The organism is Variovorax ureilyticus, assembly GCF_050632185.1.
GTDB classification, from domain to species: Bacteria; Pseudomonadota; Gammaproteobacteria; order Burkholderiales; family Burkholderiaceae_C; genus Variovorax; species Variovorax ureilyticus_A.
Genome location: NZ_CP192579.1, coordinates 4,363,440 through 4,388,152 on the forward strand (window position 1 = coordinate 4,363,440; position 24,713 = coordinate 4,388,152).

At 67.2% G+C, this 24,713-nt stretch carries 21 protein-coding genes and 3 pseudogenes; 15 read left to right on the forward strand and 9 right to left on the reverse strand.

The window, feature by feature from the left end:
* Positions 1-8 precede the first annotated feature (8 nt).
* The 3 genes and pseudogenes from boxB to ACQ858_RS21645 form a co-directional block, all read right to left on the reverse strand.
* Positions 9-1,436, reverse strand: a complete 1,428-nt coding sequence (gene boxB, locus ACQ858_RS21635) for a benzoyl-CoA 2,3-epoxidase subunit BoxB (protein WP_431274578.1) — start codon at positions 1,434-1,436, stop codon at positions 9-11.
* Between the two features lie 34 nt (positions 1,437-1,470).
* Complete coding sequence (gene boxC / locus ACQ858_RS21640; protein ID WP_431274579.1) at positions 1,471-3,141, reverse strand: 2,3-epoxybenzoyl-CoA dihydrolase; 1,671 nt, start codon at positions 3,139-3,141, stop codon at positions 1,471-1,473.
* 139 nt (positions 3,142-3,280) lie between these two features.
* Positions 3,281-4,212: pseudogene (locus tag ACQ858_RS21645) on the reverse strand (helix-turn-helix transcriptional regulator).
* Positions 4,213-4,383: 171 nt separating this feature from the next.
* On the opposite strand from ACQ858_RS21645, the gene ACQ858_RS21650 reads away from it, so the two are divergent.
* From ACQ858_RS21650 to ACQ858_RS21690, 9 genes and pseudogenes are all read left to right on the forward strand, one after another.
* Entirely contained in the window at positions 4,384-4,848 is a 465-nt protein-coding gene (locus ACQ858_RS21650; RefSeq protein WP_431274580.1) for a DUF4863 family protein, read from the forward strand.
* Positions 4,849-4,852: 4 nt separating this feature from the next.
* A pseudogene (locus ACQ858_RS21655) lies at positions 4,853-6,411 on the forward strand (3,4-dehydroadipyl-CoA semialdehyde dehydrogenase).
* A 41-nt stretch (positions 6,412-6,452) separates the two neighbouring features.
* On the forward strand, positions 6,453-8,000 hold the full coding sequence (locus tag ACQ858_RS21660; RefSeq protein WP_431274581.1) for a benzoate-CoA ligase family protein: 1,548 nt from the start codon (positions 6,453-6,455) through the stop codon (positions 7,998-8,000).
* 79 nt (positions 8,001-8,079) lie between these two features.
* Positions 8,080-8,910 (forward strand): alpha/beta fold hydrolase, encoded by an 831-nt coding sequence (locus ACQ858_RS21665; RefSeq protein WP_431274582.1) that lies wholly within the window; start codon positions 8,080-8,082, stop codon positions 8,908-8,910.
* Between the two features lie 101 nt (positions 8,911-9,011).
* On the forward strand, positions 9,012-10,178 hold the full coding sequence (locus tag ACQ858_RS21670) for an ABC transporter substrate-binding protein (protein ID WP_431274583.1): 1,167 nt from the start codon (positions 9,012-9,014) through the stop codon (positions 10,176-10,178).
* Positions 10,179-10,202: 24 nt separating this feature from the next.
* Positions 10,203-11,075, forward strand: a complete 873-nt coding sequence (locus ACQ858_RS21675) for a branched-chain amino acid ABC transporter permease (protein ID WP_431274584.1) — start codon at positions 10,203-10,205, stop codon at positions 11,073-11,075.
* A gap of 2 nt (positions 11,076-11,077) precedes the next feature.
* Positions 11,078-12,028, forward strand: a complete 951-nt coding sequence (locus ACQ858_RS21680; RefSeq protein WP_431274585.1) for a branched-chain amino acid ABC transporter permease — start codon at positions 11,078-11,080, stop codon at positions 12,026-12,028.
* Complete coding sequence (locus ACQ858_RS21685; protein WP_431274586.1) at positions 12,025-12,771, forward strand: ABC transporter ATP-binding protein; 747 nt, start codon at positions 12,025-12,027, stop codon at positions 12,769-12,771. The genes ACQ858_RS21680 and ACQ858_RS21685 overlap by 4 nt, the downstream gene beginning before the upstream one ends.
* 1 nt (position 12,772) lies before the next feature.
* Positions 12,773-13,474, forward strand: a complete 702-nt coding sequence (locus ACQ858_RS21690; protein WP_431274587.1) for an ABC transporter ATP-binding protein — start codon at positions 12,773-12,775, stop codon at positions 13,472-13,474.
* Between the two features lie 4 nt (positions 13,475-13,478).
* Here ACQ858_RS21690 and ACQ858_RS21695 read toward each other — a convergent pair whose 3' ends face one another.
* The 4 genes from ACQ858_RS21695 to ACQ858_RS21710 all read right to left on the reverse strand — a co-directional run bounded on the left by ACQ858_RS21695 (position 13,479) and on the right by ACQ858_RS21710 (position 16,684).
* The gene (locus ACQ858_RS21695) at positions 13,479-13,817 is read right to left on the reverse strand and encodes a hypothetical protein (RefSeq protein ID WP_431274588.1); all 339 of its coding nucleotides are present in this window, start codon (positions 13,815-13,817) and stop codon (positions 13,479-13,481) included.
* An 11-nt stretch (positions 13,818-13,828) separates the two neighbouring features.
* Positions 13,829-15,358 (reverse strand): tripartite tricarboxylate transporter permease, encoded by a 1,530-nt coding sequence (locus ACQ858_RS21700; protein WP_431274589.1) that lies wholly within the window; start codon positions 15,356-15,358, stop codon positions 13,829-13,831.
* Between the two features lie 2 nt (positions 15,359-15,360).
* Positions 15,361-15,747: a tripartite tricarboxylate transporter TctB family protein gene (locus ACQ858_RS21705; protein WP_431274590.1), complete on the reverse strand. Its 387-nt coding sequence runs from the start codon at positions 15,745-15,747 to the stop codon at positions 15,361-15,363.
* A gap of 505 nt (positions 15,748-16,252) precedes the next feature.
* The gene (locus tag ACQ858_RS21710) at positions 16,253-16,684 is read right to left on the reverse strand and encodes a hypothetical protein (RefSeq protein WP_431274591.1); all 432 of its coding nucleotides are present in this window, start codon (positions 16,682-16,684) and stop codon (positions 16,253-16,255) included.
* 146 nt (positions 16,685-16,830) lie between these two features.
* On the opposite strand from ACQ858_RS21710, the gene ACQ858_RS21715 reads away from it, so the two are divergent.
* From ACQ858_RS21715 to ACQ858_RS21725, 3 genes are read left to right on the forward strand one after another with little or no spacing between them, the layout of a single operon-like run.
* Entirely contained in the window at positions 16,831-17,760 is a 930-nt protein-coding gene (locus tag ACQ858_RS21715) for a DUF6502 family protein (RefSeq protein ID WP_431274592.1), read from the forward strand.
* Entirely contained in the window at positions 17,757-19,100 is a 1,344-nt protein-coding gene (locus tag ACQ858_RS21720) for a DUF5666 domain-containing protein (RefSeq protein ID WP_431274593.1), read from the forward strand. The genes ACQ858_RS21715 and ACQ858_RS21720 overlap by 4 nt, the downstream gene beginning before the upstream one ends.
* A 28-nt stretch (positions 19,101-19,128) precedes the next feature.
* Positions 19,129-19,497: an SseB family protein gene (locus ACQ858_RS21725; RefSeq protein ID WP_431274594.1), complete on the forward strand. Its 369-nt coding sequence runs from the start codon at positions 19,129-19,131 to the stop codon at positions 19,495-19,497.
* A 3-nt stretch (positions 19,498-19,500) separates the two neighbouring features.
* Here the strand turns inward: ACQ858_RS21725 and ACQ858_RS21730 are convergent, their stop codons facing one another.
* The gene (locus ACQ858_RS21730) at positions 19,501-20,223 is read right to left on the reverse strand and encodes a Crp/Fnr family transcriptional regulator (protein ID WP_431274595.1); all 723 of its coding nucleotides are present in this window, start codon (positions 20,221-20,223) and stop codon (positions 19,501-19,503) included.
* A gap of 105 nt (positions 20,224-20,328) precedes the next feature.
* On the opposite strand from ACQ858_RS21730, the gene ACQ858_RS21735 reads away from it, so the two are divergent.
* From ACQ858_RS21735 to ACQ858_RS21745, 3 genes and pseudogenes are all read left to right on the forward strand, one after another.
* On the forward strand, positions 20,329-21,249 hold the full coding sequence (locus ACQ858_RS21735) for a 3-keto-5-aminohexanoate cleavage protein (RefSeq protein WP_431274596.1): 921 nt from the start codon (positions 20,329-20,331) through the stop codon (positions 21,247-21,249).
* Between the two features lie 9 nt (positions 21,250-21,258).
* Positions 21,259-22,209 carry a 3-hydroxyacyl-CoA dehydrogenase NAD-binding domain-containing protein gene (locus tag ACQ858_RS21740; protein WP_431274597.1) on the forward strand — a complete coding sequence of 317 codons (951 nt, stop codon included), beginning with the start codon at positions 21,259-21,261 and terminating at the stop codon, positions 22,207-22,209.
* A 36-nt stretch (positions 22,210-22,245) separates the two neighbouring features.
* A pseudogene (locus tag ACQ858_RS21745) lies at positions 22,246-24,056 on the forward strand (feruloyl-CoA synthase).
* A gap of 45 nt (positions 24,057-24,101) precedes the next feature.
* Here the strand turns inward: ACQ858_RS21745 and ACQ858_RS21750 are convergent.
* On the reverse strand, positions 24,102-24,647 hold the full coding sequence (locus ACQ858_RS21750; protein WP_431274598.1) for a DUF4136 domain-containing protein: 546 nt from the start codon (positions 24,645-24,647) through the stop codon (positions 24,102-24,104).
* Between the last annotated feature and the right edge of the window lie 66 nt (positions 24,648-24,713).

Here is a 24,713-nt window from a genome sequence, read left to right on the forward strand (position 1 = left end):
TCACATTCTCAGCCGAAGCGAACGTACTCGAAATCGACCGGCTGGCGGTTGATGCCCATGACCGGCGGCGCGATCCAGTTGGCGAACTTGCCCGGTTCGACCACGCGGCCCATCAACGATGCCACGAAAGCGAAGTCTTCGGGCGTCGGCAGCCATTCGCTCTTCCTGGCGTTCCATTCGGCTTCGCTCACCACGCGGCCCTCGGGCGACATCTTGATGCCGGCGAGCGCGCCGATCTGGCGGTTGAAGGCCTTGTGCGGCACGGTGAGACGGGTCGGGATGCCGGCCTTCTCGAGCACCTTGTTCCAGCGGGCGACGCCGGCCATCGAGTCCTTGATGAAGTCGTCGCGCAGCACTTCGTTGAGCGCGTTGAGCATCGGCACTTCCTTCTCGACGAGCTGGCCGTTCTGCACTTCGAGCACCTTGTAGGTCTGGCCCTTGAGCACATGGTCGTCGGTGCGCTTGCCTTCTTCGTAGCGGCCCTTGAGGCCGGAGCTGTAGAAGATGGCGGCGTTGCTCGACTGGTCGGCGCCGAAGAGGTCGATAGTCACGCTGTAGTGGAAGTTCAGGTAGCGCTGGATGGTGCCGAGGTCGATCGCGCCGGCCTCGCGGACCTTCTTCGGGTCGTCCGTCTTGAGGTCGTTCATGACCTGCGCGGTGCGCTGCAGCACGCGCGAGACGCCGCTTTCGCCGACGAACATGTGGTGCGCTTCCTCCGTCAGCATGAACTTGGTCGTGCGCGACAGCGGATCGAAGGCGCTTTCGGCCAGCGCGGAAAGCTGGAACTTGCCGTCACGATCGGTGAAGTAGGTGAACATGAAGAACGCAAGCCAGTCGGGCGTCTTCTCGTTGAAGGCGCCGAGGATGCGCGGGTTGTCCTGGTCGCCGGACTGGCGCTGAAGCAGGGCCTCGGCTTCTTCGCGGCCGTCGCGGCCGAAGTACTTGTGCAGCAGGTAGACCATGGCCCACAGGTGGCGGCCTTCCTCGACGTTGACCTGGAACAGGTTGCGCAGGTCGTACTGGCTCGGGCAGGTGAGGCCCAGGTGGCGCTGCTGCTCGACCGACGCCGGCTCGGTGTCGCCCTGCGTGACGATGATGCGGCGCAGGTTGGCGCGGTGCTCGCCGGGCACGTCCTGCCGGGCCTTCTCGCCCTTGTGGTCGCCGAAGTGGATCTCGCGGCTCGCGTCGCCCGGGTTCAGGAAGATGCCCCAGCGGTAGTCACGCATCTTCACGTGGCCGAACTGCGCCCAGCCGTTCGGATCGACGCTCACGGCGGTGCGCAGGTACACGTCGAAGTTGGTCGAGCCCTCGGGCCCGACGTCGTCCCACCAGTGGATGAAGTTCGGCTGCCAGCTCTCGAGCGCGCGCTGCAGGGTGCGGTCTTCGCTCAGGTTGACGTTGTTCGGAATCTTCTCGCTGTAGTTGATCGTGCTCATGATTTGTTTCCTTGAGTGTTCGTGGGACCAATGATCAGACGCGGTTCATGTCGAAGCCGGCTTTTTGGCCGGTGCCATAGACCTTCAGCGCACCCTTCTCGCCGACGGCGTTCGGGCGGTTGAAGATCCAGTTCTGCCAGGCGGTGAGCCGGCCGAAGATGCGGGTGGCCATGTTTTCCTTGCTCGCGAAGCGCAGGTTGGCTTCGAGGCCGGTCAACGCATCGGGCGACATGGCGACGCGCTCTTCGATCGCGATGCGGATCTCGTCGTCCCAGTCGATGTCGTCGGGCGCCATGGTCACGAGGCCGAGCTCGAGCGCCTCGTCGGCGTCGAGCGCCTTGCCGGCGGCGGCGCGAGCGGCCTCGAGCGGCGCGGACTCTTCATAGAAGCGGCGCTGCAGGCGCGACTGGTCGTTCACCAGCGGGAAGAAGCCGAAGTTGAATTCGTTGAGCGTGAGCTTCGGCGCCTTGTCGGCGTCGTCGGGCAGCGCGAGCATGTAGGCGCGGTCGGCCGCGAAGGCCAGTTCGGCCAGCGTGCCGGCGAAGCACGAGCCCGATTCGATCAGCGCGAACAGGCTGCGCGAGGAAACATCCAGACGCGCGAGCGTGCGGCGCAGCAGGCCGATGGTTTCGCGCACCAGCCAGTGGTCCTTGTTGGCGAGCACGGTGGCGTCGCTGGCCAGCACTGCCTTCGCATCGCCCTCGGTCTTGAGCAGCCAGGTGCCGATGTCGAGTTCGTTGGTGCGCATGCAGAGGATGGCGTCGTCGAGCTGGCGGGCCATCGCGAGCGGCCACCACGCGGTGCCCGCGGCTTCGATGCCGGCGATGTCGGTGGGTTGCGCGGTCTTCGGCGCCTTGACGGTGAAGGTCGCGGTGCGGCGGGCGCGGTCGATCTCGACGGTCACGTAGTCGTAGTGCAGGCTGTCGGGGCCGTCCTCGCGCTCGACGCGGGTGAGTTGCACGCCCTTGCCGTTAGCTGGACGGTGGCTGCCTTCGCCGAGCTTGGCGGCGCGTTCCTGCACCGCGGCGCCGAACTGCGCGGGCTTGGCGATCGCATCGACCAGGCGCCAGTCCACCGCACGCTGGCCGCGCACGCCTTCGACGCTGGTGCAGAAGATGTCGGCGAGGTCATGGCGCACATGGCGCTTGTCGGTGACGCGGGTCAGGCCGCCGGTGCCGGGCAGCACGCCGAGCAGCGGCACTTCGGGCAGCGAGACGGACGAAGAGCGATCGTCGACCAGGATGATCTCGTCGCAGGCCAGCGCGAGCTCGTAACCGCCGCCGGCACAGGCGCCGTTGACCGCGGCGACGAACTTCAGGCCCGAGTGCTTCGACGAGTCCTCGATGCCGTTGCGGGTCTCGTTGGTGAACTTGCAGAAGTTCACCTTCCAGGCGTGGCTCGACACGCCGAGCATGAAGATGTTGGCGCCCGAACAGAAGATCCGGTCCTTGGCGCTGGTGACGATGACCGAGCGCACTTCCGGATGTTCGAAGCGCACGCGGTTCAGGGCGTCATGCAGCTCGATGTCCACGCCCAGGTCGTAGCTGTTGAGCTTGAGCTTGTAGCCGGGGCGGATGCCGCCGTCTTCCGCGATGTCGAGCGACAGGCGGGCGACCGAGCCTTCGACGCTCAGGTTCCAGTGGCGGTACTGCGTGGGGTCGGTGCGGTAGTCCACGCGGGCGGGGTGAGCGGCGGTTTCGGCCATGTCGGTCTCCTAGGGGTTCGGGGGCATCAAGGAACAATAGTGCATTCGTCTATCGCATGGACATGCATCATGCTGCATGTTTCGGGGCGCGTCAACCCTGGAATGAATTTTTTACAGGCAGTGGATGGCCGGAGGCGGTTCAGCCTTCGTGGTGCATGGTTTCGCGCACGGCATTGCGCAGGAGCTGGAAGCTCTCGGCGAGGCCGTGCCCGCTGGTGTCGATGGTCAGGTCGGCCTTCGAATAGAAGGCGGCGCGGCCGGCGAGGATGCGGCGCAGGTCGTCCATGGCCTCCTTGCTGGCGGCCATCGGCCGGGTGTCGCCCTGCGCGGCGACGCGGCCCATGTGCTCCTCGGGTGCCGCCTGCAGCCAGACGGTGGTGCAGTGCGCGAGAAGCTGGTTGAAGGTGGCCGGGTCGGACACGATGCCGCCCGGCGTGGCGATCACCACCTCGCTGTAGATCTGGATGGTTTCCTCGAGCGCGCGGCGCTCGTAGCGCCGGTAGGCGTTGGTGCCGTAGAGGTCGTGGATCTCGCGCACGCTGCAGCCGGCGAATTTCTCGATCTCCCGGCTCAGCTCGATGAAAGGCACGTCGAGGTCATCCGCCAGCATCTGCCCGAGCGTCGACTTGCCCGCCCCCGCAGGCCCACGAGCGCGATGCGGCGGCGCCGCGCCGGGTCGCCCGCGGCGGTGCCGAGCAGCTCGCCGAGCGCGATGCGGGCGCGGCGCAGGTCGGCTTCGCCGCGATGCTCCAGCAGCTCGCGGATCAGTAGCCATTCGGGCGAGGTGGTGGTCACGTCGCCGACCAGTTCGGCCAGCGAGCACTGCAGCGCGCCGGCCACCTGCTGCAGCACCAGGATCGAGGCGTTGCCGATGCCGTATTCGAGGTTGGCGAGATGGCGCTCCGACACATTGGCCGCCTGCGCCACCGCCTTGCGCGTGAGCCCCCGGCGCGCGCGCAGGTTGCGAACGCGGTCGCCGAGCGCCACCAGCAGCGGGTTCTTGGCCTCTTCGACCGGCACGGACGCCTCGGTGTCGGCGGTCAGGACCGCTTCGTCGGCTCGCTCATTCATGAAGTTCTTTCACTGTCTTCGGATGGGTGGATCTCGGGGTTAACACCCATTCATGCACTATATTGCTTGACACCCGGATGGTGGGTGCTTATGGTTCGCATACAGGCAAGATACTGCACACCGGCGATTGCCGCAAGGCGGTTTGTCCCACGAAACCACGAGGCGCCCCCCATGTCCAAGCAAGCCTTTCATCAACTCGTCGCCGATGTGGCGACCCAGATTGCCGGTCGGCCGCTCGATGACGACCTCGACCGCTGGCTCAACACCCACCACGGCGCGGGCAGCCCCACCTATGAAGCGCTGAAGCAGGCCTGCATCGGCGGCGTCGCCGAAGGCTGGCTGTGCGAGCGCGAGGGCGGCGGCATCCGCTACGGACGGGTGTTCAAGGCCGAGGACGCGCTCAGCCGCTTTTCGGTCGACGTGGTCGACATGCGCGACATCGCCGGGCCGCATCACACGCATCCGGGCGGCGAGATCGATTTGATCATGCCGCTCGAAGGTGGCGCGACCTTTGATGGCCGGCCGGCAGGCTGGTGCGTCTATCCGCCGGGCAGCGCGCACTTCCCGACCGTGGCGCAAGGCCGCGCCCTGGTCCTCTACCTGCTGCCCGAGGGGCAAATCCAGTTCACCAAGTAAAGAGATGACCGAGCTTCTTTCCAACTACGTCGCCGGCCGCTGGCAGGCCGGCACCGGCGCCGGAACGCCGCTGTTCGATCCGGTGCTCGGCACCGAACTGGTCCGCGTCGATGCGACCGGACTCGATCTGCCCGGGGCCTTCCGCTTTGCGCGTGAAACCGGCGGCGCGGCGCTGCGCGCGCTGACCTACCGCCAGCGCGCCGGGTTGCTCGCCGCGATCGTGAAGGTGCTGCAGGCGAACCGCGACAGCTATTACGAGATCGCCACCGCGAACTCGGGCACGGTGAAGAACGATTCGGCCGTCGACATCGACGGCGCGATCTTCACCATCGGCCAGTACGCCAAGTGGGGCGATGCGCTCGGCGACGTGCGCGCGCTGCGCGACGGCGACGCGGTGAAGCTCGGCAAGGAACCGGTCTTCCTGTCGCAGCATCTGCAGGTGCCGACGCGCGGCGTGGCGCTGTTCATCAACGCCTTCAACTTCCCCTCGTGGGGGCTGTGGGAAAAGCCGCGCCCGCCCTGCTCTCGGGCGTGCCGGTGATCGTCAAGCCCGCGACCGCCACCGCCTGGCTCACGCAGCGCATGGTGCAGGGCGTGGTCGAGGCCGGCGTGCTGCCCGCAGGCGCACTGTCGGTGATCTGCGGCAGCTCCGCCGGACTGATGGACCAGCTCGAAAGCTTCGACGTGGTGTCGTTCACCGGCTCGGCCGACACCGGCGCGGTGATCCGCTCGCATCCCGCGGTGGCGCAGCGCTCGGTGCGCGTGAACATCGAGGCGGACAGCCTGAACTCCGCGCTATTGCTGCCGGATGCGGCGCCCGGCTCCGACGCCTTCAACCTGCTCGTGCGCGAAGTGGTGCGCGAGATGACGGTCAAGTCGGGCCAGAAGTGCACCGCGATCCGTCGCATCCTCGTGCCGGCCTCGCTCTACGACGCCGCAGCCGAAGCGATCGGCGCGAAGCTCGCCGGCATCACGGTCGGCAACCCGCGCAACGAGACGGTGCGCATGGGCTCGCTGGTCAGCCGCGCGCAGCTGAATGCGGTGCGCCAAGGGCTCGATGCGCTCAAGACACAGGCCGGCGTGCTGCACGACGGCAGCGCGCAGGCGCTGGTCGATGCCGATCCCACCGTCGCCGCCTGCATCGGTCCCGTGCTGCTCGGCGCACGCGATGCGGATGCGGCCCATCGCGTGCACGACATCGAAGTGTTCGGCCCGGTGGCGACGCTGCTGCCGTACCGCGATCTCGACCACGCGATCGCACTCGCGCATCGCGGCCAGGGTTCGCTCGTCACATCGCTCTACGGCGCGGACGAAGCGGCGCTCGGCCGGGCGGCCGCGCAGCTCGCCGCAAGCCACGGCCGCGTCCACGTCATCACGCCCGACGTGGCCCAGGCCCACACCGGCCACGGCAATGTGATGCCGATGTCGCTGCACGGCGGCCCCGGCCGTGCGGGCGGCGGTGCGGAGCTCGGCGGCCTGCGCGCGCTGGACTTCTATCACCGCAAGAGCGCGGTGCAGGCCAGCCCCGGGGTGCTCGCGCAGCTCGGACTGCCCCAGACCTAGCGGGCCCCTCGCGGCCCGAACGAATCCAAGGAGACATAACGATGAGCCTGCCCGATACCTTCAACTTCGCCGAGCACCTGTTCGCGCTCAATCGCGGTCGCGCACAGAAGGCCGCCTATGTGGACGACCGCGGCGCGCTGGGCTACGGCCAGCTCGAAGACCGCGCCCGCCGCCTCGCCGCCGCCCTGCTCGCCGACGGCGTGCAACGCGGAGACCGCGTGCTGCTCTTGATGCTCGACACCAGCGACTGGCCGGTGTGCTTTCTCGGCAGCCTCTATGCGGGCGTGGTGCCGGTCGCGGTGAACACGCTGCTCACGGCGGACGACTACGCCTACATGCTCGAGCACAGCGGCGCGACGGCGGCGCTCGTCTCGGGCGCGCTGCTGCCGGTGCTGCAGGAGGCCATGGCCAAAGGCTCGAACCACGTGCGCAAGCTGTTCGTTTCGCAGCCCACCGCGGCGCTGCCCGACAACGCGCGCAATCTCGATTCGGCGATCGCTGCGCAGCAGCCGCTCGCGGCGCCCGCCGCCACCACGCCGCAGGACCATGCCTTCTGGCTCTACTCGTCGGGCTCCACCGGCAGGCCCAAGGGCACGGTGCACACGCACGCGAATCCGTGGTGGACCGCCGAGCTGTACGGCAAGCCGGTGCTGGGCCTGACGGAGAACGACATCTGCTTCTCCGCCGCCAAGATGTACTTCGCGTACGGGCTCGGCAATGCGCTGACCTTCCCGCTGTCGGTGGGTGCGACGGTGCTGCTGATGGCCGAGCGGCCCACGCCCGACGCCACCTTCAAGCGCTGGACCGGCGCGCACAAGCCGACGGTGTTCTTCGGCGCACCGACCGGCTTCGCGGGCATGCTCGCATCGCCCCATCTGCCGGCGCGTGAAGCGGTGGCGCTGCGCATGTGCTCGTCGGCCGGCGAAGCGCTGCCGGGCGAGATCGCGCAGCGCTTCAAGCATCACTTCGGCTGCGAGATCGTCGACGGCATCGGCTCGACCGAGATGCTGCACATCTTCCTCTCCAACCGCCCCGGCGACATCCGCTACGGCACCACCGGGCGGCCGGTGGAAGGCTACGAGATCGAGCTGCGTGGCGAGGACGGCAAGCCGGTGCCGGTCGGTGAAGTCGGCGACCTCTATATCAAGGGCCCGAGCGCCGCCGTCATGTACTGGGGCAATCCCGAGAAGACCGCCGAGACCTTCCACGAAGGCTGGACCAAGAGCGGCGACAAGTATTCGCGCGACGCCGAGGGCTACTACACCTACGCGGGACGCAGCGACGACATGCTCAAGGTCAGCGGCATCTACGTCTCGCCCTTCGAGGTCGAGGCCACGCTGATGCAGCACCCCGCCGTGCTGGAGACCGCGGTGATCGGCAAGCAGGACGCCGATGGCCTCACGAAGACCAAGGCTTTCGTGGTGCGCAAGGAAGGCCAGAGCGTGAGCGAGGACGAGCTGAAGGCCTTCGTGAAGGAACGGCTCGCGCCGTACAAGTACCCGCGCTTCATCGAGTTCGTCGACGAACTGCCGAAGACCGCGACCGGCAAGATCCAGCGCTTCCGCCTGCGCGAAAGAGAAAGAGCATGACCCCCACGTTCAGCACTTCGTGTCTTCTCTGCCCCCCGAGGGGGCGCGTTTCGCCTTGGGGCGGCCCGGCGGCGAAACCATGAGCGCCGAATCCCAATTCGCCGCCATCCAATGGCGGGGCCGGGATGTGCGCGTCGAATATGTGCACATCGCGCCGGAACGCACCGACGCACCGCTCGTCGTCTTCCTGCACGAAGGGCTGGGCTCGATCGCGATGTGGAAGGACTTCCCCGAGAAGCTGTGCGAGGCCGGCGGCTTTCGCGGGCTGGTGTTCTCGCGGCCCGCCTATGGGCGCTCGACGCCACGCGAGGTCGACGAGGTGTGGGACGTCGACTTCATGCACCGCCAGGCGCACGAGGTGCTGCCCGCCTTCTTCGCGGCGCTGGGCATCGAGGAGAAGCCCTGGCTCTTCGGGCACAGCGACGGCGGCTCGATCTCGCTGCTCTACGCCGCGCGCTTTCCGGATCGCGTGGCCGGGCTGGTGGTGCTTGCGCCGCACATCTTCGTCGAGGACGTGACGGTCGCGAACATCGAGCTCGCCCGCAAGGCCTACCTCGAGACCGACATGCCGAAGAAGCTCGGCCGCTACCACGACGACGTCGACTCCGCCTTCTGGGGCTGGAACCGTATCTGGCTGCACCCGCCGTTCAAGCAATGGAACATCGAGAACGAGCTCGGCACGATTTGCTGCCCGGTTCTTGCCATGCAAGGCATCGATGACGAATACGGCACATTGCGCCAGATCCGCGACATCGCCTTGCGTGTGCCGCAAACGCAGCTGCTGGAGATCGCGGACTGCGGGCATTCCCCGCATCGCGATCAGCCCGAAACGGCGATAGTGGCGACCGTTTCGTTCGTGAGGAGCCACTCGCAGGGTCTCAGGGAAAACTCTCAATTGAGAGCTAAATAATTTACCAGTAAAGTATTGCCGCCTGTAGCAATCTGCGGGTGTCCCTGGATCTCGCGCAAGGCCTCCCCGGTCGCCAACTTTAATCAACGAAGGAGTCTTCCATGAGCACCCGCATCGCACGCACCACGCTGACAGCACTCACGCTGGCCTGTATGGCCACGCTGGGGCACGCCCAGACAGGCAAACTGAAGGTGGGCCTGATGCTTCCTTTCAGCGGCACGTATGCAGCGCTCGGCGTTGCGATCGAGAACGGCTTCAGGCTCCGCGTCGAGGAACAAGGCGGCAAGCTCGGGGGCCGCGAGATCGAGTACGTGAAGGTCGACGACGAGTCCGATCCGGCCAAGGCCACTGACAACGTCAACAAGCTGATCAAGCGCGACAACATCGACGTGATCATCGGCACCGTGCACTCCGGCGTCGCGATGGCGATGGCCAAGGCCGCCAAGGAAAGCGGCACCGTGCTGATCGTGCCCAATGCCGGCGCCGACGCGGTGACCGGCCCGATGTGCGCGCAGAACATCTTCCGCAGCTCGTTCTCGAACTGGCAGCCGGCCTACGCGATGGGCGAAGTCGCCGGCAAGCAGGGCAAGAAGAAGGCGATGACGATCACCTGGAAGTACGCAGCCGGCGACGAGTCGGTGGCGGGCTTCAAGGAAGGCTTCGAGAAGGCCGGCGGCAAGGTCGAGAAGATGCTCACGGTGCCGTTCCCGAACGTGGAGTTCCAGGCGCTCCTGACCGAGATCGCCGCGGCCAAGCCCGATGTGGTGTATGCCTTCTTCGCGGGCGGCGGCGCGGTCAAGTTCGTCAAGGACTACGCGGCGGCGGGCCTGAACAAGACCATCCCGCTCGTCGGCCCCGGCTTCCTGACCGACGGCACGCTCGAGGCACAAGGCGATGCCGCGCAGGGCATGCAGACCACGCTGCACTACGCCGACGGCCTGAACACGCCGCGCGACACCAGCTTCCGCACCGCCTATGCCAAGAGCTTCAAGCTGCAGCCCGATGTGTACGCGGTGCAGGGCTATGACGCGGCGCAGATCCTCGGTATCGGCCTCACGGCGGTGAAGGGCGACATCTCGAAGAAGGCCGAATTCGCCGGCGCGATCGAGAAGGCCAGGATCGACAGCCCGCGCGGCGCCTTCACGATGAACAAGGCGCACAACCCGGTGCAGGACATCTACCTGCGCAAGGTGGAAGGCAACGAGAACAAGCTGGTGAACATCGCGGTCAAGAATCTCTCTGACCCCGCTCGCGGCTGCAAGCTCTGATCAATCGCTGAGAAGAGCCGCCGCATGGATTTCGGTACCTTTCTGGTTCAGTGCCTGAACTCCGTGCAGTACGGCCTGCTGCTGTTCCTGGTGGCGTCGGGGCTGACACTGATCTTCGGGATCATGGGCGTGATCAATCTCGCCCACGGCAGCTTCTACATGATCGGCGCCTACATGGCGTTCGCGCTCGCGCCGCTGTTCGGTGACCAGTTCATCGTGATGCTGGCCGCGGGCGTGGCGCTCGCGGCGATCTTCGGCTACGTGCTGGAGTGGGCCTTCTTCAGCTATCTCTACCAGCGCGACCACCTGCAGCAGGTGCTGATGACCTACGGGCTGATCCTCGTCTTCGAGGAGCTTCGCTCGCTGCTGGTGGGCAACGACGTGCACGGCGTGAAGGTGCCCGCGTGGCTCGACGGCAGCTTCGCGCTCGGCGATCTCATGAGCTATCCGTGGTATCGCCTCTTCGCCTCGGCGGCATGCGTGGTGCTGGCGGTGGCGCTCTATTACGTGGTCAATCGCACCCGGCTCGGGATGATGATCCGCGCCGGGGCGAGCAACCGCGACATGGTTCGCGGGTTGGGCATCGACATCCGCCGGCTGTATCGCATCGTGTTCGCTGCGGGCGTGGCGCTCGCGGCGCTGGCCGGAATGATCGCGGCGCCGATGTCCTCCGTCTATCCCGGCATGGGCGCGAGCGTGCTGATCATCTGCTTCGTGGTGGTGGTGATCGGCGGCATCGGCTCGATCACCGGTGCGCTCGTCGCCTCATTGCTCGTCGGCTTCGTCGACACCTTCGGCAAGGTGTTCTTCGCAGAACTCAGCGGCATGGGCGTGTACGTGCTGATGGCGATCGTGCTCATCTGGCGTCCCGAAGGACTCATGGGAAAAAGGCTCTGAGCATGCAGCGCGCTTCGTTCTTCATCCCGCTGGCCTGCGCGTTGCTGCTGGCCGTGCTCGGCCCGACGCTGAGCCCCTACATGTCCGACCTCGTGGTGAAGGTGATGATCCTCTCGATCTTCGCGCTGAGCCTCGAACTCCTCGTGGGCATGACCGGTCTCGTGAGCCTCGGCCATGCCGCGTTCTATGGCATCGGCGCCTATGCGACGGTGCTCGGCTCGGGCAAGGAAGGCGGCTCGATCGCGCTGCTGCTGCCGCTCGCGATGGGTTGCGCGGCGGCGTATGCGCTGGTCGTCGGCGCACTGAGCCTGCGCACGCGCGGCGTGTACTTCATCATGGTCACGCTGGCGTTCGCGCAGATGGCCTTCTTCGTGTTCCACGACACCGCGCTCGGCGGTGGAAGCGACGGCATCTACATGTACATCCGCCCCACCCTCGGCGCGCTCGACCTGGAGAGCAGCCGCGTGCAGTTCTACTTCGTGCTGGCTTCGCTGGTGTTCACCTACGCGCTGCTGGCGCTCATCCGCCGCTCGCGCTTCGGCGCCGCGCTCGCGGGCATCCGCGTGAACGAACAGCGCATGCGCGCGGCGGGCTTTGCGGTGTATGGCTACAAGCTCGCGGCCTTCGTGATCGCCGGTGCGCTGGCCGGGCTCGCAGGGTTCCTGCTGGCCTCGCGTGACGGCGTGGTCAACCCCGAGCTGCTCGCGTGGCACAACTCGGGCGAGGTGCTGCTGATGATCATTCTCGGCGGCCTCGGCCATCTGCGCGGCGCGGTGATCGGCGCGGTCGCGTTCACCCTGCTGAAGGAATTGCTCTCGACGCACGCCATCGTCGGGCCGCTCGCGGATCATTGGCAGCTCACATTGGGCCTGGCCATCATTGCCTTCGTCGCGCTGCTGCCCAAGGGCATCATCGGCATCGCAGCACGCATTTCTCCGAGAGGTGCGGCATGACCACCTTGCTCGCAGTCGAATCGCTGACGCGCCGCTTCGGCGGGCTGGTCGCGGTCAATGCCGTCACGCTCGATCTTCGTCGCGGCGAAGTGCATGCGGTGATCGGCACCAACGGCGCCGGCAAGTCCACGCTGATCAACATGCTCTCGGGCGAGATCGGCGCGTCCGAAGGGCGCATCTCGCTCGACGGCGAGGACATCACCGGCCGCGCGCAGTTCCGCCGCGCGCTGGCCGGCGTGGGCCGCAGCTACCAGCGCACGACGATCTTTCCGGAATTCACCGTGCTGGAAAACTGCCGCCTCGCCGCGCAGGCCGCGACGCCGAAGCCGTGGGCCATCTGGCAGTCGTCGAAGGACTGCGCCGAGAGCAATGCCGCCGCGCACGAAGCGCTCACCGCGGCCGGCCTCGACGCCGTGGCCGACCGCATCGCGGGCACGCTGAGCCACGGCGCCAAGCGCCAGCTCGAAGTCGCGATGTGCCTCGCGACCAAGCCGCGCGTGCTCCTGCTCGACGAGCCCCTCGCCGGCATGGGCGCGGAAGAGACCGAGCGCATGCTCGCCCTGCTCGACCGGCTCAAGCAGTCGCACGCGATCCTGCTCGTGGAGCACGACATGGATGCGGTCTTCCGCATTGCCGACCGCATCACGGTGATGGTGAACGGCACGGTGATCGCCACGGGCGATCCCGCCTCGATCCGCCAGAACCCCGAGGTGCGGATCGCCTATCTCGGGGAGGACCACTGACATGCTGAAAGTCCAGGGCCTCAACACCTACTACGGCGACAGCCACATCCTGCGCGGCGCCGACGTCGAGATCCCCACCGCCACTTCGGTCGGCCTGCTCGGCCGCAACGGCATGGGCAAGACCACGCTGATCCGCTCGGTGATGGGCTATGTGCGTCCCGCTTCGGGACAGGTACTGCTCGACGGGCAGAACGTCACCGGCTGGACGCCCGAGAAGATGGCCCGCCGCGGCATCGGCTACGTGCCCGAGGGACGCGGCATCTTCCCGAACCTTTCCGTGCGCGAGAACCTCGTGATGACCGCGCGCGCCGGCATCGACGGCCGGCGCGACTGGACCTTCGACCGCGTGATGGCGACCTTCCCGCGCCTCACCGAGCGGCTCTCGCACGGCGGACAGCAGCTGTCGGGCGGCGAGCAGCAGATGCTCTCGATCGGCCGCGCGCTGATGACCAACCCGCGCCTGATGATCCTCGACGAAGCGACCGAAGGCCTCGCGCCGCTGATCGTCATGGAGATCTGGCGCGTGATCGGCGACATCCGCGCCACCGGCATCGCCACGCTGATCGTCGACCGGGACTGGCGCAAGGTGCTCGCGCACACCGATCAGGCGGTGGTGATGGAGAAGGGCCGCATCGTGCGGCACGGGGCGTCGGCCGATCTACTGGCCTCGCCCGAGGTGCTCGAGGAAGTCCTCGGCGTCTGACGCGTCAACGCGACGTGCCGGGCTTCATCAGGTCCGGCGCGTCTTGGCGATCGCCCGGAAGGGTGTCGAGCACACGGGGGCGCGGCAGGTCCATTCTCAGGTGCGCCAGCATCGCGTCCAGCTCGGCATCGGAATAGCCATCGCCCCGGCCTTCCAGGTCCCATCGCCAGATAGCCTGAAGGTCGGGGACGAACATGTTGTCGAAGACTTCAGCGGCAACCCATGCCAGGTTGGTCCGCTGGAGGCCGAAGCGTTGCGCAAGACGCCGAAGGGCCGCCGCCGGCGGCCCTTGCATCAGTTCTTCCCTGGCAACGCGGCGAACCTCGTCGCTGACTTCAAACATGACGCCTTCGCTTATTCCTGCGGTTCCATCGCGTGGGTCGATTCCGGAACGACGCCCTTGCCCTTCTTGCGCTGCTGCAGAACGAACACGGTCACCTGCCAGACGATGAATGCGGCAATCAACGCCAGCAGCGTGCCGCTGATCGGACGCTGGACGAACACGCCGAAGCTTCCGCGGCTCAGAAGCATCGCGCGGCGGAAGTTCTCTTCGAGCATCGGGCCGAGGATGAAGCCCAGCATCAGCGGCGCGGCATCGAGTTCGAGGCGCATGAAGATGTAACCCATCAGGCCGAAGGCGGCGGTGATGAAGACGTCTTCCAGGTTGTTGTTCACGCTGTACGTACCGATGCAGCAGAAGAACAGGATGCAGGGGAACAGCACGTTGTACGGGATCTTGAAGACCGACAGCCAGTAGCGGACCAGCGGCACGTTCAGCACCAGCAGGAACACGTTGCCGACCCACATCGACGCCACCAGGCCCCAGAAGAGTTCGGGGTGGCTCGCGATCATGTTCGGGCCCGGCTGGATGCCCTTGATGATGAAGGCGGCCAGCATCAGCGCCATCACCGCGTTCTCGGGAATGCCGATGCTCATCAGCGGAATGAAGCTGGTGCGCGCGGCGGCTTCGTCGGCCGCGGCCTGGCCGGCCACGCCTTCGATGCAGCCGGTGCCGATCTCGTCCTTGTACTTGCTGACCTTCTTGTCGATCGCATACGCCGCGAACTGCGCGATGGTCGGGCCGCCGCCGGGCAGGATGCCCAGGAAGGAGCCGATGGCGCTGCCGCGCAGGGCGCTCGGCCAGATTCGCTTGAACTCGTCCCAGGTCGGGATCAGGTTGATCTTGCCGTTGAAAGGCGAACGCTCTTCGCGCGCGTCGAGGTTCTTCGTGATTTCGGCGATACCGAAGCAGCCGAGCGCGATGCTCACGACGCCCACGCCGTCCACGAGGAAGGGCAGGTCCATGGTGAAGCGCTGCGCGCCGCTGTTCACGTCGGTGCCGATGCAGCCGAGCAGCACGCCGATCATGCACATCGCCAGGCCGTTGAGCAGGCTGCCGGTGGTCACGAAGCTCACGCAGACGAAGCCGACGAGCATCATCGCGACATAGTCGGCCGGGCCGAAGAGGAAGGCCACCTCGCCCAGCACGGGCGCGAGGAAGGTCAGCACGATGATCGCGACCGAGCCGCCGATGAAGCTCGAAAAGCCCGCGGTGAACAGCGCCACCCCGGTCTTGCCCTTGAGCGTCATCTGGTAGCCATCGATACAGGCCACGATACTGCTCGCGTGCGGGATCTTCATCGTGATCGCGCTGACGCTGTCGCCGTATTGCGCGCCGTAGTAGATACCTGCCAGCATGATCAGCGCGCCCGTGGTCGGGATCGAGTACGTCAGCGGCAGCAGCAGGCTGATGGTCGCCAGCGGCCCGAGGCCCGGCAGCAGGCCGACCAGCGTGCCGACGGTGCACCCGATGGCGCAGTACATCAGGTTGTGGAGTGTGAGGGCGTGCTCGAAACCGAACGCCAGGTTATGTAGTGCTTCCATGATCAGAACAGCGGCAGGTTCAGGCCGAGCAGGTATTGAAGGGCCAGAGCCATCGCGATCAGGCCGGCGGAAATCTTGACGTTGCGCCACCACGAGTAGGACGTGCCGGCGAGGGTCGACACGAACACCATGAAGATGATGCCCACGATCATGTTCACGAACATCGACACCACCGCGAAGCCGCAGAGGCTCCCGAGAACGATCACGATGTTGCGGAAGTAAAGCGGCAGGTGCACTTTCTCGACGAAGAACGAGCGCACCACCGTCGCCACGCCAACCACCAGCAGCATGCCGCTGACCATTGCGGGGAAGAAGCCGGGCCCCGCGTGACTGAGTTCTCCAATGGGGTAGCGAAGCGCAGTCAGGCCGAAGGCCAGTGCGATCGCCATGAGGAACAAGCCTCTGACAAGATTTCTATTCATGTAAGCACGATCAGGTTGGGGTCATCGAATCCCGCGGTTGCGGCGGCGGCCGGCGCGGAACTTGTCTCCATCCGGTGAGGATTCCCGGATGCTTCGATGTTCTTGCCGCTTAACTGAGCGGAATCTGACGGCGACTGTTCGTGAAACTACGTATCAGGCGATGGCAGCGACCCCTGGCGAGTGCCAAAATTTGCGCCCCTGATCCGAAGCAAGCATTGCCGATCTCCCCCGGCGCACTGCGTTGCAGGCGGCGCAACGGCGGCGAAATCGGTCCTCGACCCCAGGAGGAATGTCATGCCGTTGCATCGATCCATGACCCCGGGCGGCAGCGCCATTGCGGCCTGCGCCTGCATCTTCGCAGCGACCGGCTTGCTGCTACCTGACGAAGTCGGCACCGCCGGGCGACGGCTTCAACCCGCTGCCCTCGTCGCCGGGCGATGTCTGCGGGCCCGGCGCGACCGGGCAGCGCACCTCACCTCACCGGAATGAAGGCCGTAATCAACACCAGCGAGCTCAGCACCACCCACACCGCCGCCGGGTCCCACGCCAGGGCGCGGTTGTCCGTCCGCTCGCGGCGATGCCTGAGCACCATCGGCGCGCGCGCGCTGGCAGAGGCGTAGTACGCAGGCAGCTTGTGTTCGCAGCCCTTGCAGTAGCGGGCGCCGCCGCGGTTGAGCGTCTTGCATTCTTCGCAGATCTCGCCGCTGTCTTCGGCCGCTGTCGATCGAACGAGATCGATGAGGCCGGCGAATGCGACCGGGGACGACGGGGACGGCTCGGGCGGCTCCGTCATCCATGCGCCGGGTGTCGCACCGATGTGACTGAATCGGACGAGGGCATGGTGCGCGATGAACAACAGATGCTCGTGCGTACGACCAGGGGTGACAGCGTTGATTGCAGACATAGGCTTTCCTCGCTTTCGCTGATGTGAAAAAATCACATTCCGCTGTTCTCCCACGAATGTCGGAGCGTTCCTGTCGGACGGGAACTGAACTTCGTGTCCGTGTCGCGAATGCCAGGAGAACGACTTGCCGCAACATGGTGGGCCGCATGACAAAGGAAGCCGTGAGCGCGACCGGGACCTCGAGAGGCCGTGCAGGTGCTCTGCCTTCCGCGAAGCTCGCGCAGCTGGCGGAGGGCCAGCTCGACTGGGTGCTTGCGGCCTGCACGCGCGTGATGCGTCCGCTGGTGCGCCTCGCGGTGCGCATGGGCGTCAAGCATGCGCAGCTCGACCAGATCCTGCGCGGCCTCCTGGTCGAGGAAGCGCAACGCACCTGGCGCGACAACGGCGGCGAGCCGAACCTCAGCCAGATCTCGCTGTCCACCGGTCTCAATCGCAAGGTCGTGACATCGATCGTGCGCGAGACGGTCGAGCACCTTCCCTATTCCGAGATGTCCGCGCCCGCGAAGACCGTGACGCTGTGGCTGCACATGTGCACGGACGATCCTTCTCGGAGGAGGCTGCCCATCAATGCGGTCGCGCGCGGACCGTCGTTCGAAGCAGTCGCGCACAAGGCAAGCCATGGCAACGTGCACCATCGCGCGGTGCTCGACGAGCTGGTGCGGCTCGGCATGGTGACGGAGAGCGGTGACGGCTTCGCTGAACTCGATGCCGACGGTTTCGTGCCCGCGCAGGACATGCGCAGCATGCTGGCCTTTCTGGGCGACAACACGCGCGATCACCTGCTTGCCGCGGTGTCGAACACGCTGGGCGACCAGCCCGCGTTCCTGGAGCGTTCGGTGTTCGCGAAGGGGATCGCGCCGGAGGACTGCGAGCGCATCCATCGGATCGCGCGCACACGATGGAACGCGCTTCATCACGAGCTCGCGCAAGAGCTGACGGATGCTTTCACGGAAGCACCGAAGTCCGCGTCGGCGCGGATGCGCGTCGGCATCTACGCCTACTTCGAAAAGGAATCCGCGCCGGCTTCCGGCGCCGCCGCGGAGGCGTCTGCTCCGTCCAAGGAAGGACGACCATGACGAAGACCAGTTTGCGCGATGTCTGCCTGGCACTGGCGATGGGGGTGCTGGTTTCCTGTGGCGGCGGTGGTGGCGTCGGGATGCCGGTCGCCACCGGAGGCTCCGCTGCGGGCGCCGCGGGTGCGCCGGACGGCAACGCGACATCGCAACAGTCGCTGCTGGACAGGACGATGTCGCCGGCGGGCGGCGGCAGCGGGCCGGGCGCGACGGGCGCCGGCGGCGGCACTTCCGTGGCCGGGGGCGACGACGGCTCCGGCGTCGGCTCTGGCGGCACGGGGGTCAGCACGGCAGATGCGACCGGCATCGGCTCGGTGGATGGCGCGGGCAGCATCCTGGTCAACGGCGTGCGCTACAACACCAGCGGCGCGGTGGTGGCGCTCGACGATGTGCCGGGCCTGCAGCTCGGCATGACGGCGAAGGTGATCGGGCCGTTCGACACCGACCTCACGACCGGCAGCGCGATGCGCGTCGAATCGGCCATCGACCTGCGCGGGCCGGTGGGCGCGGTCGACGCACAGCAGGCCCGCTTCACGATCCTCGGCACGACGGTGACGACCGACGATGCCACGGTGTGGGCCGACGCGCCCGGCATCGCGGATGTCGCCACGGGCGCTACGCTGCAGGTGTGGGGCCTTCCTTCCGGGCCGGGCAGCCTGCGCGCGACGCGGGTGGAAGTGCATGCGAGCGGCACGCCGATCCTGAGCGGCATGGTGCAGAACCTCGATGCCCCGGCGCGGCGCTTCAGCATCGGCGGCTATGTGATCGACTACGGGCAGGCCACTGTCAGAGGCGCAAGCGGCGTTCTGGCGTTCGCCAATGGCGTGCTGGTGCGGGTGCGCGCCAATGCGGTCGGCGCAGGCTTGCTGGTGGCGAGCGCGGTAGACGGGTGGTATCCCGCGCCGACCGCCGCCGGCACGCCGTTGCAGATAGCCGGCGCGGTGACCGACTTTGCCGGGCTCGGCTCGCTGCGCGTGCTGGGCGTGCCGGTCGATGCGTCGGCCGCGAAGGTGTCCGGCGGGCCGGCCCGGTCGGTGGGCAACGGCGTCGAGGTGATCGTGGGCGGCGTGGTGTCGAGCGGGGTGCTGCAGGCGAGCACGCTCAAGATCCGGCTGGTGGCGGGCACCGGCGGCCAGCCGTCGTTCAGCCTGACCGGGCAGATCGCCAGCTTCACGTCGATCGCCGATTTCCGCATCAGGGGGCAGCCGATCGACGCGAGCGGCCCGGGGGTGAGCTTCGTCAACGGCAGCGCCGCGAACCTCGGCGCCCAAGTGCGCGTGATGGTCGAAGGCAATCGCGTCGTGAACGGCGTGCTCATCGCCGATCGCGTCACCTTCCAGTGAGGCCACGGCCCATCGCGGGAACGCGGAGATGAAGCTCAACAACTCGCTGGAGGTGGTGCTGTCGCACGCACGGTGCGGGTCGCTGACGATGGAAGACCTGCTGAAGGAATTCGCCGACTCGGACCTGATCGTGGCCAGCAGGACGGTGCCGATCGAACACGGCCTGCCGTTCCGCCCGCTGCTGCTCTTCAAGGAGCAGAACACGATGATGGCCTGCTTCACCGACCCGTGCCGCATCGGCGACTTCGCCTCCGTGGCGCCGCACGCCATCGTGATGAAGGGCATCGACGTGCTGCGGGCGCTGCCGCCGGGCATGGGGCTGGTGATCAACCCGGGGACGACGCTGAACCTGGAGCTCTTTCCCGAGGGGGCGTGCCCGGCGTACGTTTGCCTCTGAGCGCTAGATGCGATCGCCGAATCCGCGCAGGCCCTCAACGTCGATCACGGTGATGCCGCCGTACTCGATGCGCAGCAGGCCCGCATCGGCGAGGCGCTTGAGCGCCGCGTTGCAGCGCTGCCGCGAGAGTCCGGACAGCGCCGCGATCTCCTCCTGCGACGTCTCCAGGTGCTTCTGCCCGAGCGGATGGAGCCACGGGTGGAAGAGTCCCGCCAGGGCGCGGGCCACCTGGCTGTCGGCATCGAGCAGGCGGTGCGCCGCGTAGTTCCCCATGAACCAGTGCAGCCGCTCGTTGATCTGCGCGAGCAGGAAGTGGTTGAAGCTCATCTGCGTTCGGTGCAGCCACTCGAAGGTGTCCTGCGGCATGACAGCCACCCGGCTGTCGCGCAGCGCGATGATGTCCGCCGATCGCGGCACCGCGCGCAGCAGCGTGCCTTCGCCGAACCAGCTGCCGACCGTGAGGCCGCCGAAGGTGACGGAGCGGCCGTCGTCCGAGGTGACCGACCATTTGAGCAGGCCCTCGAGCGTGCCGTACCAGTGCAGCGGCACCTCGCCGCGCCGGCAGAGTGCCGCCCCGGCGGCCACGGGCTGCTCGCGCATGTCGTCGAGCACGCGCGCCTGCGCCTTCGGGTCGAGTTGCGGAAACCAGCCGGAGCGCTCCAGCAGGCGCGGGATGGTCAGGGAAAGGCTTGCCGCTTGTCTCTGAGCTGCGGGCTTGTTGCGCATGGGGGCTCCTGCGCCTCGTTATCCCTGATCCGAAATGTCATCGCGATGACTGTCAGGGCGAAGGCGGCCAAAAATAATACCTCGCTGTCCCACAGGAGATAGCCCATGACCAAGCGCAAAGTGATCGTGACCATCGCCCCGACCGGCGGCATGGCGCACAAGTCCCAGAACCCCCACCTGCCGACACAGCCCGCCGAGATCGCGGAAGACGTGATCCGCTGCTGGAAGGCCGGCGCGAGCGTGGCCGCGATCCACGCGCGGCGGCCCGACGACGGCGCGACCTGCGACGCCGCGGTCTACCGCGAGATCAACACCCGCATCCGCGAGGCGGGCTGCGACATCGTGATCAACAACTCGACCGGCGGCGGCGTGCACGGCGACATGGTGAAGCCGCTTGCCGGCAACCGCTGGGAGATCGCCTGGGAAGAGCGCATCAAGGGCATGGACGCCGGCGCGGAGATGTGCACGCTGGACGCGACCACGCTCAACCTGTCGTTCGAGGGGCGGGAAATCCTGATGGACACGCCGCTCACCAAGGGGCGCGAACTGGCCATGGGCATGAAAGCGCGCGGCATCAAGCCCGAGTGGGAGGTGTTCAGCCCCACGCACATCCTGCAGGACACGACGACGCTGATCAACGAAGGGCTGGACGAGGAGCCGTATTTCATCAACCTCGTGATGAACGTGCATCGCAACTTCCAGAACGCGATGCCGTTCTCGCCGCGCTACCTGCAGATGATGGTCGACACGCTGCCCAAGGGCGCGATCTTCTGCGTGAGCGGCATCGGCCCTTCGCAGCTCGAAGCGAACATCAGCGCACTGCTGCTGGGCGGCCATGCGCGCGTGGGGCTCGAGGACAACCTGTATTACCGGCAGGGCGAGTTGGCAACGAACCTGCAGCTCACCGAGCGCATCGTGCGGATCATCCGCGAGATGGACATGGAACCCGCGACGCCCGCCGAGGCGCGCGAGATGATGGGCCTGCCACGCATCGGATTGCCGCGCCCGGAATTTGCACCGCGCTGAACGCAGAAGATGAGCAACTCGACAAGCGATGTGAAGCGCGTGGCGGTCGTCGCCACGGGCGTGATCGGCGCGAGCTGGACCGCGTACTTCCTGGCGCGCGGGCTCGACGTGGATGCGACGGACCCGTCGCCCGGCGCCGAGGAGCGGCTGCGTGCCGCCGTGGCGCAGCATTGGCCGACGCTCGCGCGCTTCGGCCTGGCCGAGGGCGCATCGATCGACCGGCTGCGCTTTCACGCGCAACTCGAAGATGCAGTCGCGCCGGCGGACTTCGTGCAGGAGAACGGCCCCGAGCGCATGGACGTCAAAGCCGAGCTGTTCCGCCGCATGGATGCGGCGGCGCGTCCGCACGTGATCCTCGCGTCCAGCTCATCGGGGCTCGCGATCAGCGGCGTGCAGGCGCAATGCACGCACCCGGAGCGCGTGGTGCTGGGCCATCCGTTCAATCCACCGCACCTGATCCCGCTGGTGGAAGTGGTGGGCGGCGCACACACCTCGGCGGACGCCATCGCGCGCACGATGGCGTTCTATGCGGCCATCGGCAAGCGGCCGATCCACGTGAGGCGCGAGGTCAAGGGGCACATCGCGAACCGGCTCCAGGCCGCCCTGTGGCGCGAAGCCTTCCATCTGGTGGACCAGGGCGTGGCCTCGGTCGCGGACATCGATTCCGCGATCGCGCACGGGCCGGGCCTGCGCTGGGCCGTGATGGGCCCGTTCATGAATCTGCATCTCTCGGGCGGCGCGGGCGGCATCGCGCATGTGCTCGACCATCTCGGCGGACCGATCGAGGACTGGTGGCATGACCTCGGCGCACCGTCGATGACGCCCGAGCTCAAGAAGGCCGTCACGGCGGGTGTGGCGGACGAACTCGGCCCAAGACGCACTGCCGACCTGGAAGCCGCACGCGACACCCTGCTGATGAACCTGATCCGCGCCAAGGCTTCGACCGGCACACTCGAATAACAACCGATGCGGCATCGACCGCCGAGGAGACAAGACATGGCCACCCCCGCCTTCTTCGAAGACGAAAGCCAGATCGCACCCCAGCGCACGGTGCGCATCGATCTGGACGACGGCTCGTTCATCCTGCGCTCGCCCGTGGCGCTCAGGCCCTATGCGCGCTGCATCGGCGAATGGCTGGAACGCTGGGCACACGAGACGCCCGATGCGCTCGCACTCGCCGAGCGCGATGAGCGCGACGAAGGCTGGCGCACGCTGAGCTACAGCGAGCTGCGCCGCGCCGTGGGCGCCGTCGCGCAAGGGCTGCTGCACGTGGGCGTTCCGAAGGACCGGCCGGTGGTGATCCTGTCGGACAACGCGATCGACCATGCGGTGCTGATGCTCGCGACGATGCACGTCGGGCGCACCGTGTGCTCGCTGTCGAGCGCGTATTCGCGCATGGCGAAGGATCCTTCGCGGCTGCACGGCATGCTGCGCGCGCTCGGTCCTGCGCTGATCTACGCATCCGACGCGAAGGTGTACGGGCCCTCGCTCGCGGGCTCCGGCGTGGAGGCCGCGACGGTCTTCAGCCGCCACGCCGACGCGCATCCGGGCGCGATGCCATTCGAGCGGCTTCTGCAGACCGAGGAAACGCCGGCGGTGATGCAGGCCTTCGACGCGATCCTGCCGGACGACCATGCCAAGTACCTGCTGACCTCGGGCTCGACCGGCAAGCCGAAGGTGGTGATCAACACCCACCGCATGCTGTGCGCGAACCAGCAGATGATGGCGCAGACCGGCGCTTCCTCGACCGGGAGAAGCCGGTGCTGGTCGACTGGCTGCCGTGGAGCCACACCTTCGGCGCGAACCACAACCTCAACATGGTGCTCTGCCACGGCGGCTCCCTCTACATCGACGAAGGCCGGCCGGCGCCCGGGCTGATCGAGAAGACGGTGCGCAACCTGCGCGAGGTGCGGCCCACGCTGATGTTCAACGTGCCGCGCGGCTACGACATGCTGCTGCCTTTCCTCGAGGCCGATGCCGCACTGGCGTCGGAGGTGCTCTCGCGCCTGCGGCTGGTCTTCTATGCGGCGGCGGCGCTGGCGCCGTCGACGTGGCAGCGGCTCGAGGCCGTGGCGCGGCGCGCAAGGCCGACGCGGCCATTGTGGCTCACGACGTCCTGGGGCGCGACGGAGACGTCGCCCGCGATCACTTCCGCGCACTGGCGCCTCGACGGCGCGGGCTGCATCGGGGCGCCCCTGCCGGGGCTGGAGCTCAAGCTGGTGCCCAACGGCGACAAGCTGGAGATGCGGGTGAAGGGCGTATCGGTCTTCCCCGGCTACCGCAATGCGCCGCGCGAAACCTCCGAGGCTTTCGACGAAGAGGGCTACTACCGCATCGGCGACGCGGGCTATCTGGTGCACACCGAGCGTCCCGAGCGCGGCGTGATGTTCAACGGCCGGGTGGCGGAAGACTTCAAGCTGTCCAGCGGCACCTGGGTGTCGGTGGGCACGCTGCGGGTGGAGCTGGTGTCGCGCCTCGCGCCGCTGGCGCAGGACATCGTGATCACCGGACACGACCGCGCGGAGATCGGCATGCTGGTGTTCCCGAGCCCGCAGGCGGCATCGCGGCCGCGCGAGGAACTGCATGCAGCGTTGCAGCGCGTGATGCGCGAGTTGCGCGACGCGGGCGCGGGCTCGTCGCAGTGCCCGGTGCGTGCGGTCGTGCTGAGCGCCCCGCCGGACATCGACGCCGGCGAGATCACCGACAAGGGCTACATCAACCAGCGCGCGGTGCTCGCGCGGCGTGCGGACGAAGTGGCACGCCTGCATGTCGAAGCGCCCGACGCGGGCGTGGTGCGCGTGGATTGATTCGCGGGCCGTAGCCCACGGCGGCGCATCATTCGCGCGGTCTCGTCAGCGCGTGCGCGCGGACGCGCCGCCGGGCGGGAAGCCGGCGAACAGCCTGTCGAGCGCGGCCTGCACACGCGCATCCACCCGCGAAGGATCGTCGGGCAGCACGCCGCTCGCGCTGCCGCGCCAGATCGCGCGCCGGGTGCCGGCATCGAACATGTCGACCAGCAGCGTGCCTTTCTCGTAGTCGTCGGTGGACAGGGTCACGTAGCCCGGCCAGTTGCTGCCGATGCCGATCCGGTTGAGGTCGTGGCCGAGGCCGGTGTAGAAGTTGTTGAAGGTCTGGCCCTTCACGCGGGTGACGTGGGCAAACACATGGATCTCGCCGTTCTCGGGCACCCGCTTCCAGCCCCGGGCCTGCAGTCGCGAATCGATGCCCGAGACGATGGTCTGCGGCAACAGTTCGCCGCCATCGTCGCCCGAGATCCAGCTGTAGGTGCGATCGCTGCCGAATCGCGCATTCGGGTCGAAGTCGGTCTTGACGGTCGCGGTGCTCGCGCAAGCGCTCAGCACGACGGCCAGGGCCAAGGCAAGGAATCTTCCGATCATGTTCGCTCCTGTTGCCGGCGCATGTTACCGGCGCGGATTGCGAAAAAGTTACCTCGCGCCCGCGCC

What these genes read in the sequence shown, in the direction of transcription:
- ACQ858_RS21735 (WP_431274596.1), top strand. Translation starts at nt 20,329, where the DNA reads ATGACCAAGCGCAAAGTGATCGTGACCATCGCCCCGACCGGCGGCATG.
- ACQ858_RS21650 (WP_431274580.1), top strand. Translation starts at nt 4,384, where the DNA reads ATGTCCAAGCAAGCCTTTCATCAACTCGTCGCCGATGTGGCGACCCAG.
- ACQ858_RS21740 (WP_431274597.1), top strand. Translation starts at nt 21,259, where the DNA reads ATGAGCAACTCGACAAGCGATGTGAAGCGCGTGGCGGTCGTCGCCACG.
- ACQ858_RS21725 (WP_431274594.1), top strand. Translation starts at nt 19,129, where the DNA reads ATGAAGCTCAACAACTCGCTGGAGGTGGTGCTGTCGCACGCACGGTGC.
- ACQ858_RS21750 (WP_431274598.1), bottom strand. Translation starts at nt 24,647, where the DNA reads ATGATCGGAAGATTCCTTGCCTTGGCCCTGGCCGTCGTGCTGAGCGCT.
- ACQ858_RS21715 (WP_431274592.1), top strand. Translation starts at nt 16,831, where the DNA reads ATGACAAAGGAAGCCGTGAGCGCGACCGGGACCTCGAGAGGCCGTGCA.
- ACQ858_RS21710 (WP_431274591.1), bottom strand. Translation starts at nt 16,684, where the DNA reads ATGTCTGCAATCAACGCTGTCACCCCTGGTCGTACGCACGAGCATCTG.
- ACQ858_RS21680 (WP_431274585.1), top strand. Translation starts at nt 11,078, where the DNA reads ATGCAGCGCGCTTCGTTCTTCATCCCGCTGGCCTGCGCGTTGCTGCTG.
- ACQ858_RS21670 (WP_431274583.1), top strand. Translation starts at nt 9,012, where the DNA reads ATGAGCACCCGCATCGCACGCACCACGCTGACAGCACTCACGCTGGCC.
- boxC (WP_431274579.1), bottom strand. Translation starts at nt 3,141, where the DNA reads ATGGCCGAAACCGCCGCTCACCCCGCCCGCGTGGACTACCGCACCGAC.
- ACQ858_RS21700 (WP_431274589.1), bottom strand. Translation starts at nt 15,358, where the DNA reads ATGGAAGCACTACATAACCTGGCGTTCGGTTTCGAGCACGCCCTCACA.
- ACQ858_RS21720 (WP_431274593.1), top strand. Translation starts at nt 17,757, where the DNA reads ATGACGAAGACCAGTTTGCGCGATGTCTGCCTGGCACTGGCGATGGGG.
- ACQ858_RS21730 (WP_431274595.1), bottom strand. Translation starts at nt 20,223, where the DNA reads ATGCGCAACAAGCCCGCAGCTCAGAGACAAGCGGCAAGCCTTTCCCTG.
- ACQ858_RS21685 (WP_431274586.1), top strand. Translation starts at nt 12,025, where the DNA reads ATGACCACCTTGCTCGCAGTCGAATCGCTGACGCGCCGCTTCGGCGGG.
- ACQ858_RS21660 (WP_431274581.1), top strand. Translation starts at nt 6,453, where the DNA reads ATGAGCCTGCCCGATACCTTCAACTTCGCCGAGCACCTGTTCGCGCTC.
- ACQ858_RS21705 (WP_431274590.1), bottom strand. Translation starts at nt 15,747, where the DNA reads ATGGCGATCGCACTGGCCTTCGGCCTGACTGCGCTTCGCTACCCCATT.
- ACQ858_RS21690 (WP_431274587.1), top strand. Translation starts at nt 12,773, where the DNA reads ATGCTGAAAGTCCAGGGCCTCAACACCTACTACGGCGACAGCCACATC.
- ACQ858_RS21675 (WP_431274584.1), top strand. Translation starts at nt 10,203, where the DNA reads ATGGATTTCGGTACCTTTCTGGTTCAGTGCCTGAACTCCGTGCAGTAC.
- ACQ858_RS21695 (WP_431274588.1), bottom strand. Translation starts at nt 13,817, where the DNA reads ATGTTTGAAGTCAGCGACGAGGTTCGCCGCGTTGCCAGGGAAGAACTG.
- ACQ858_RS21665 (WP_431274582.1), top strand. Translation starts at nt 8,080, where the DNA reads ATGAGCGCCGAATCCCAATTCGCCGCCATCCAATGGCGGGGCCGGGAT.
- boxB (WP_431274578.1), bottom strand. Translation starts at nt 1,436, where the DNA reads ATGAGCACGATCAACTACAGCGAGAAGATTCCGAACAACGTCAACCTG.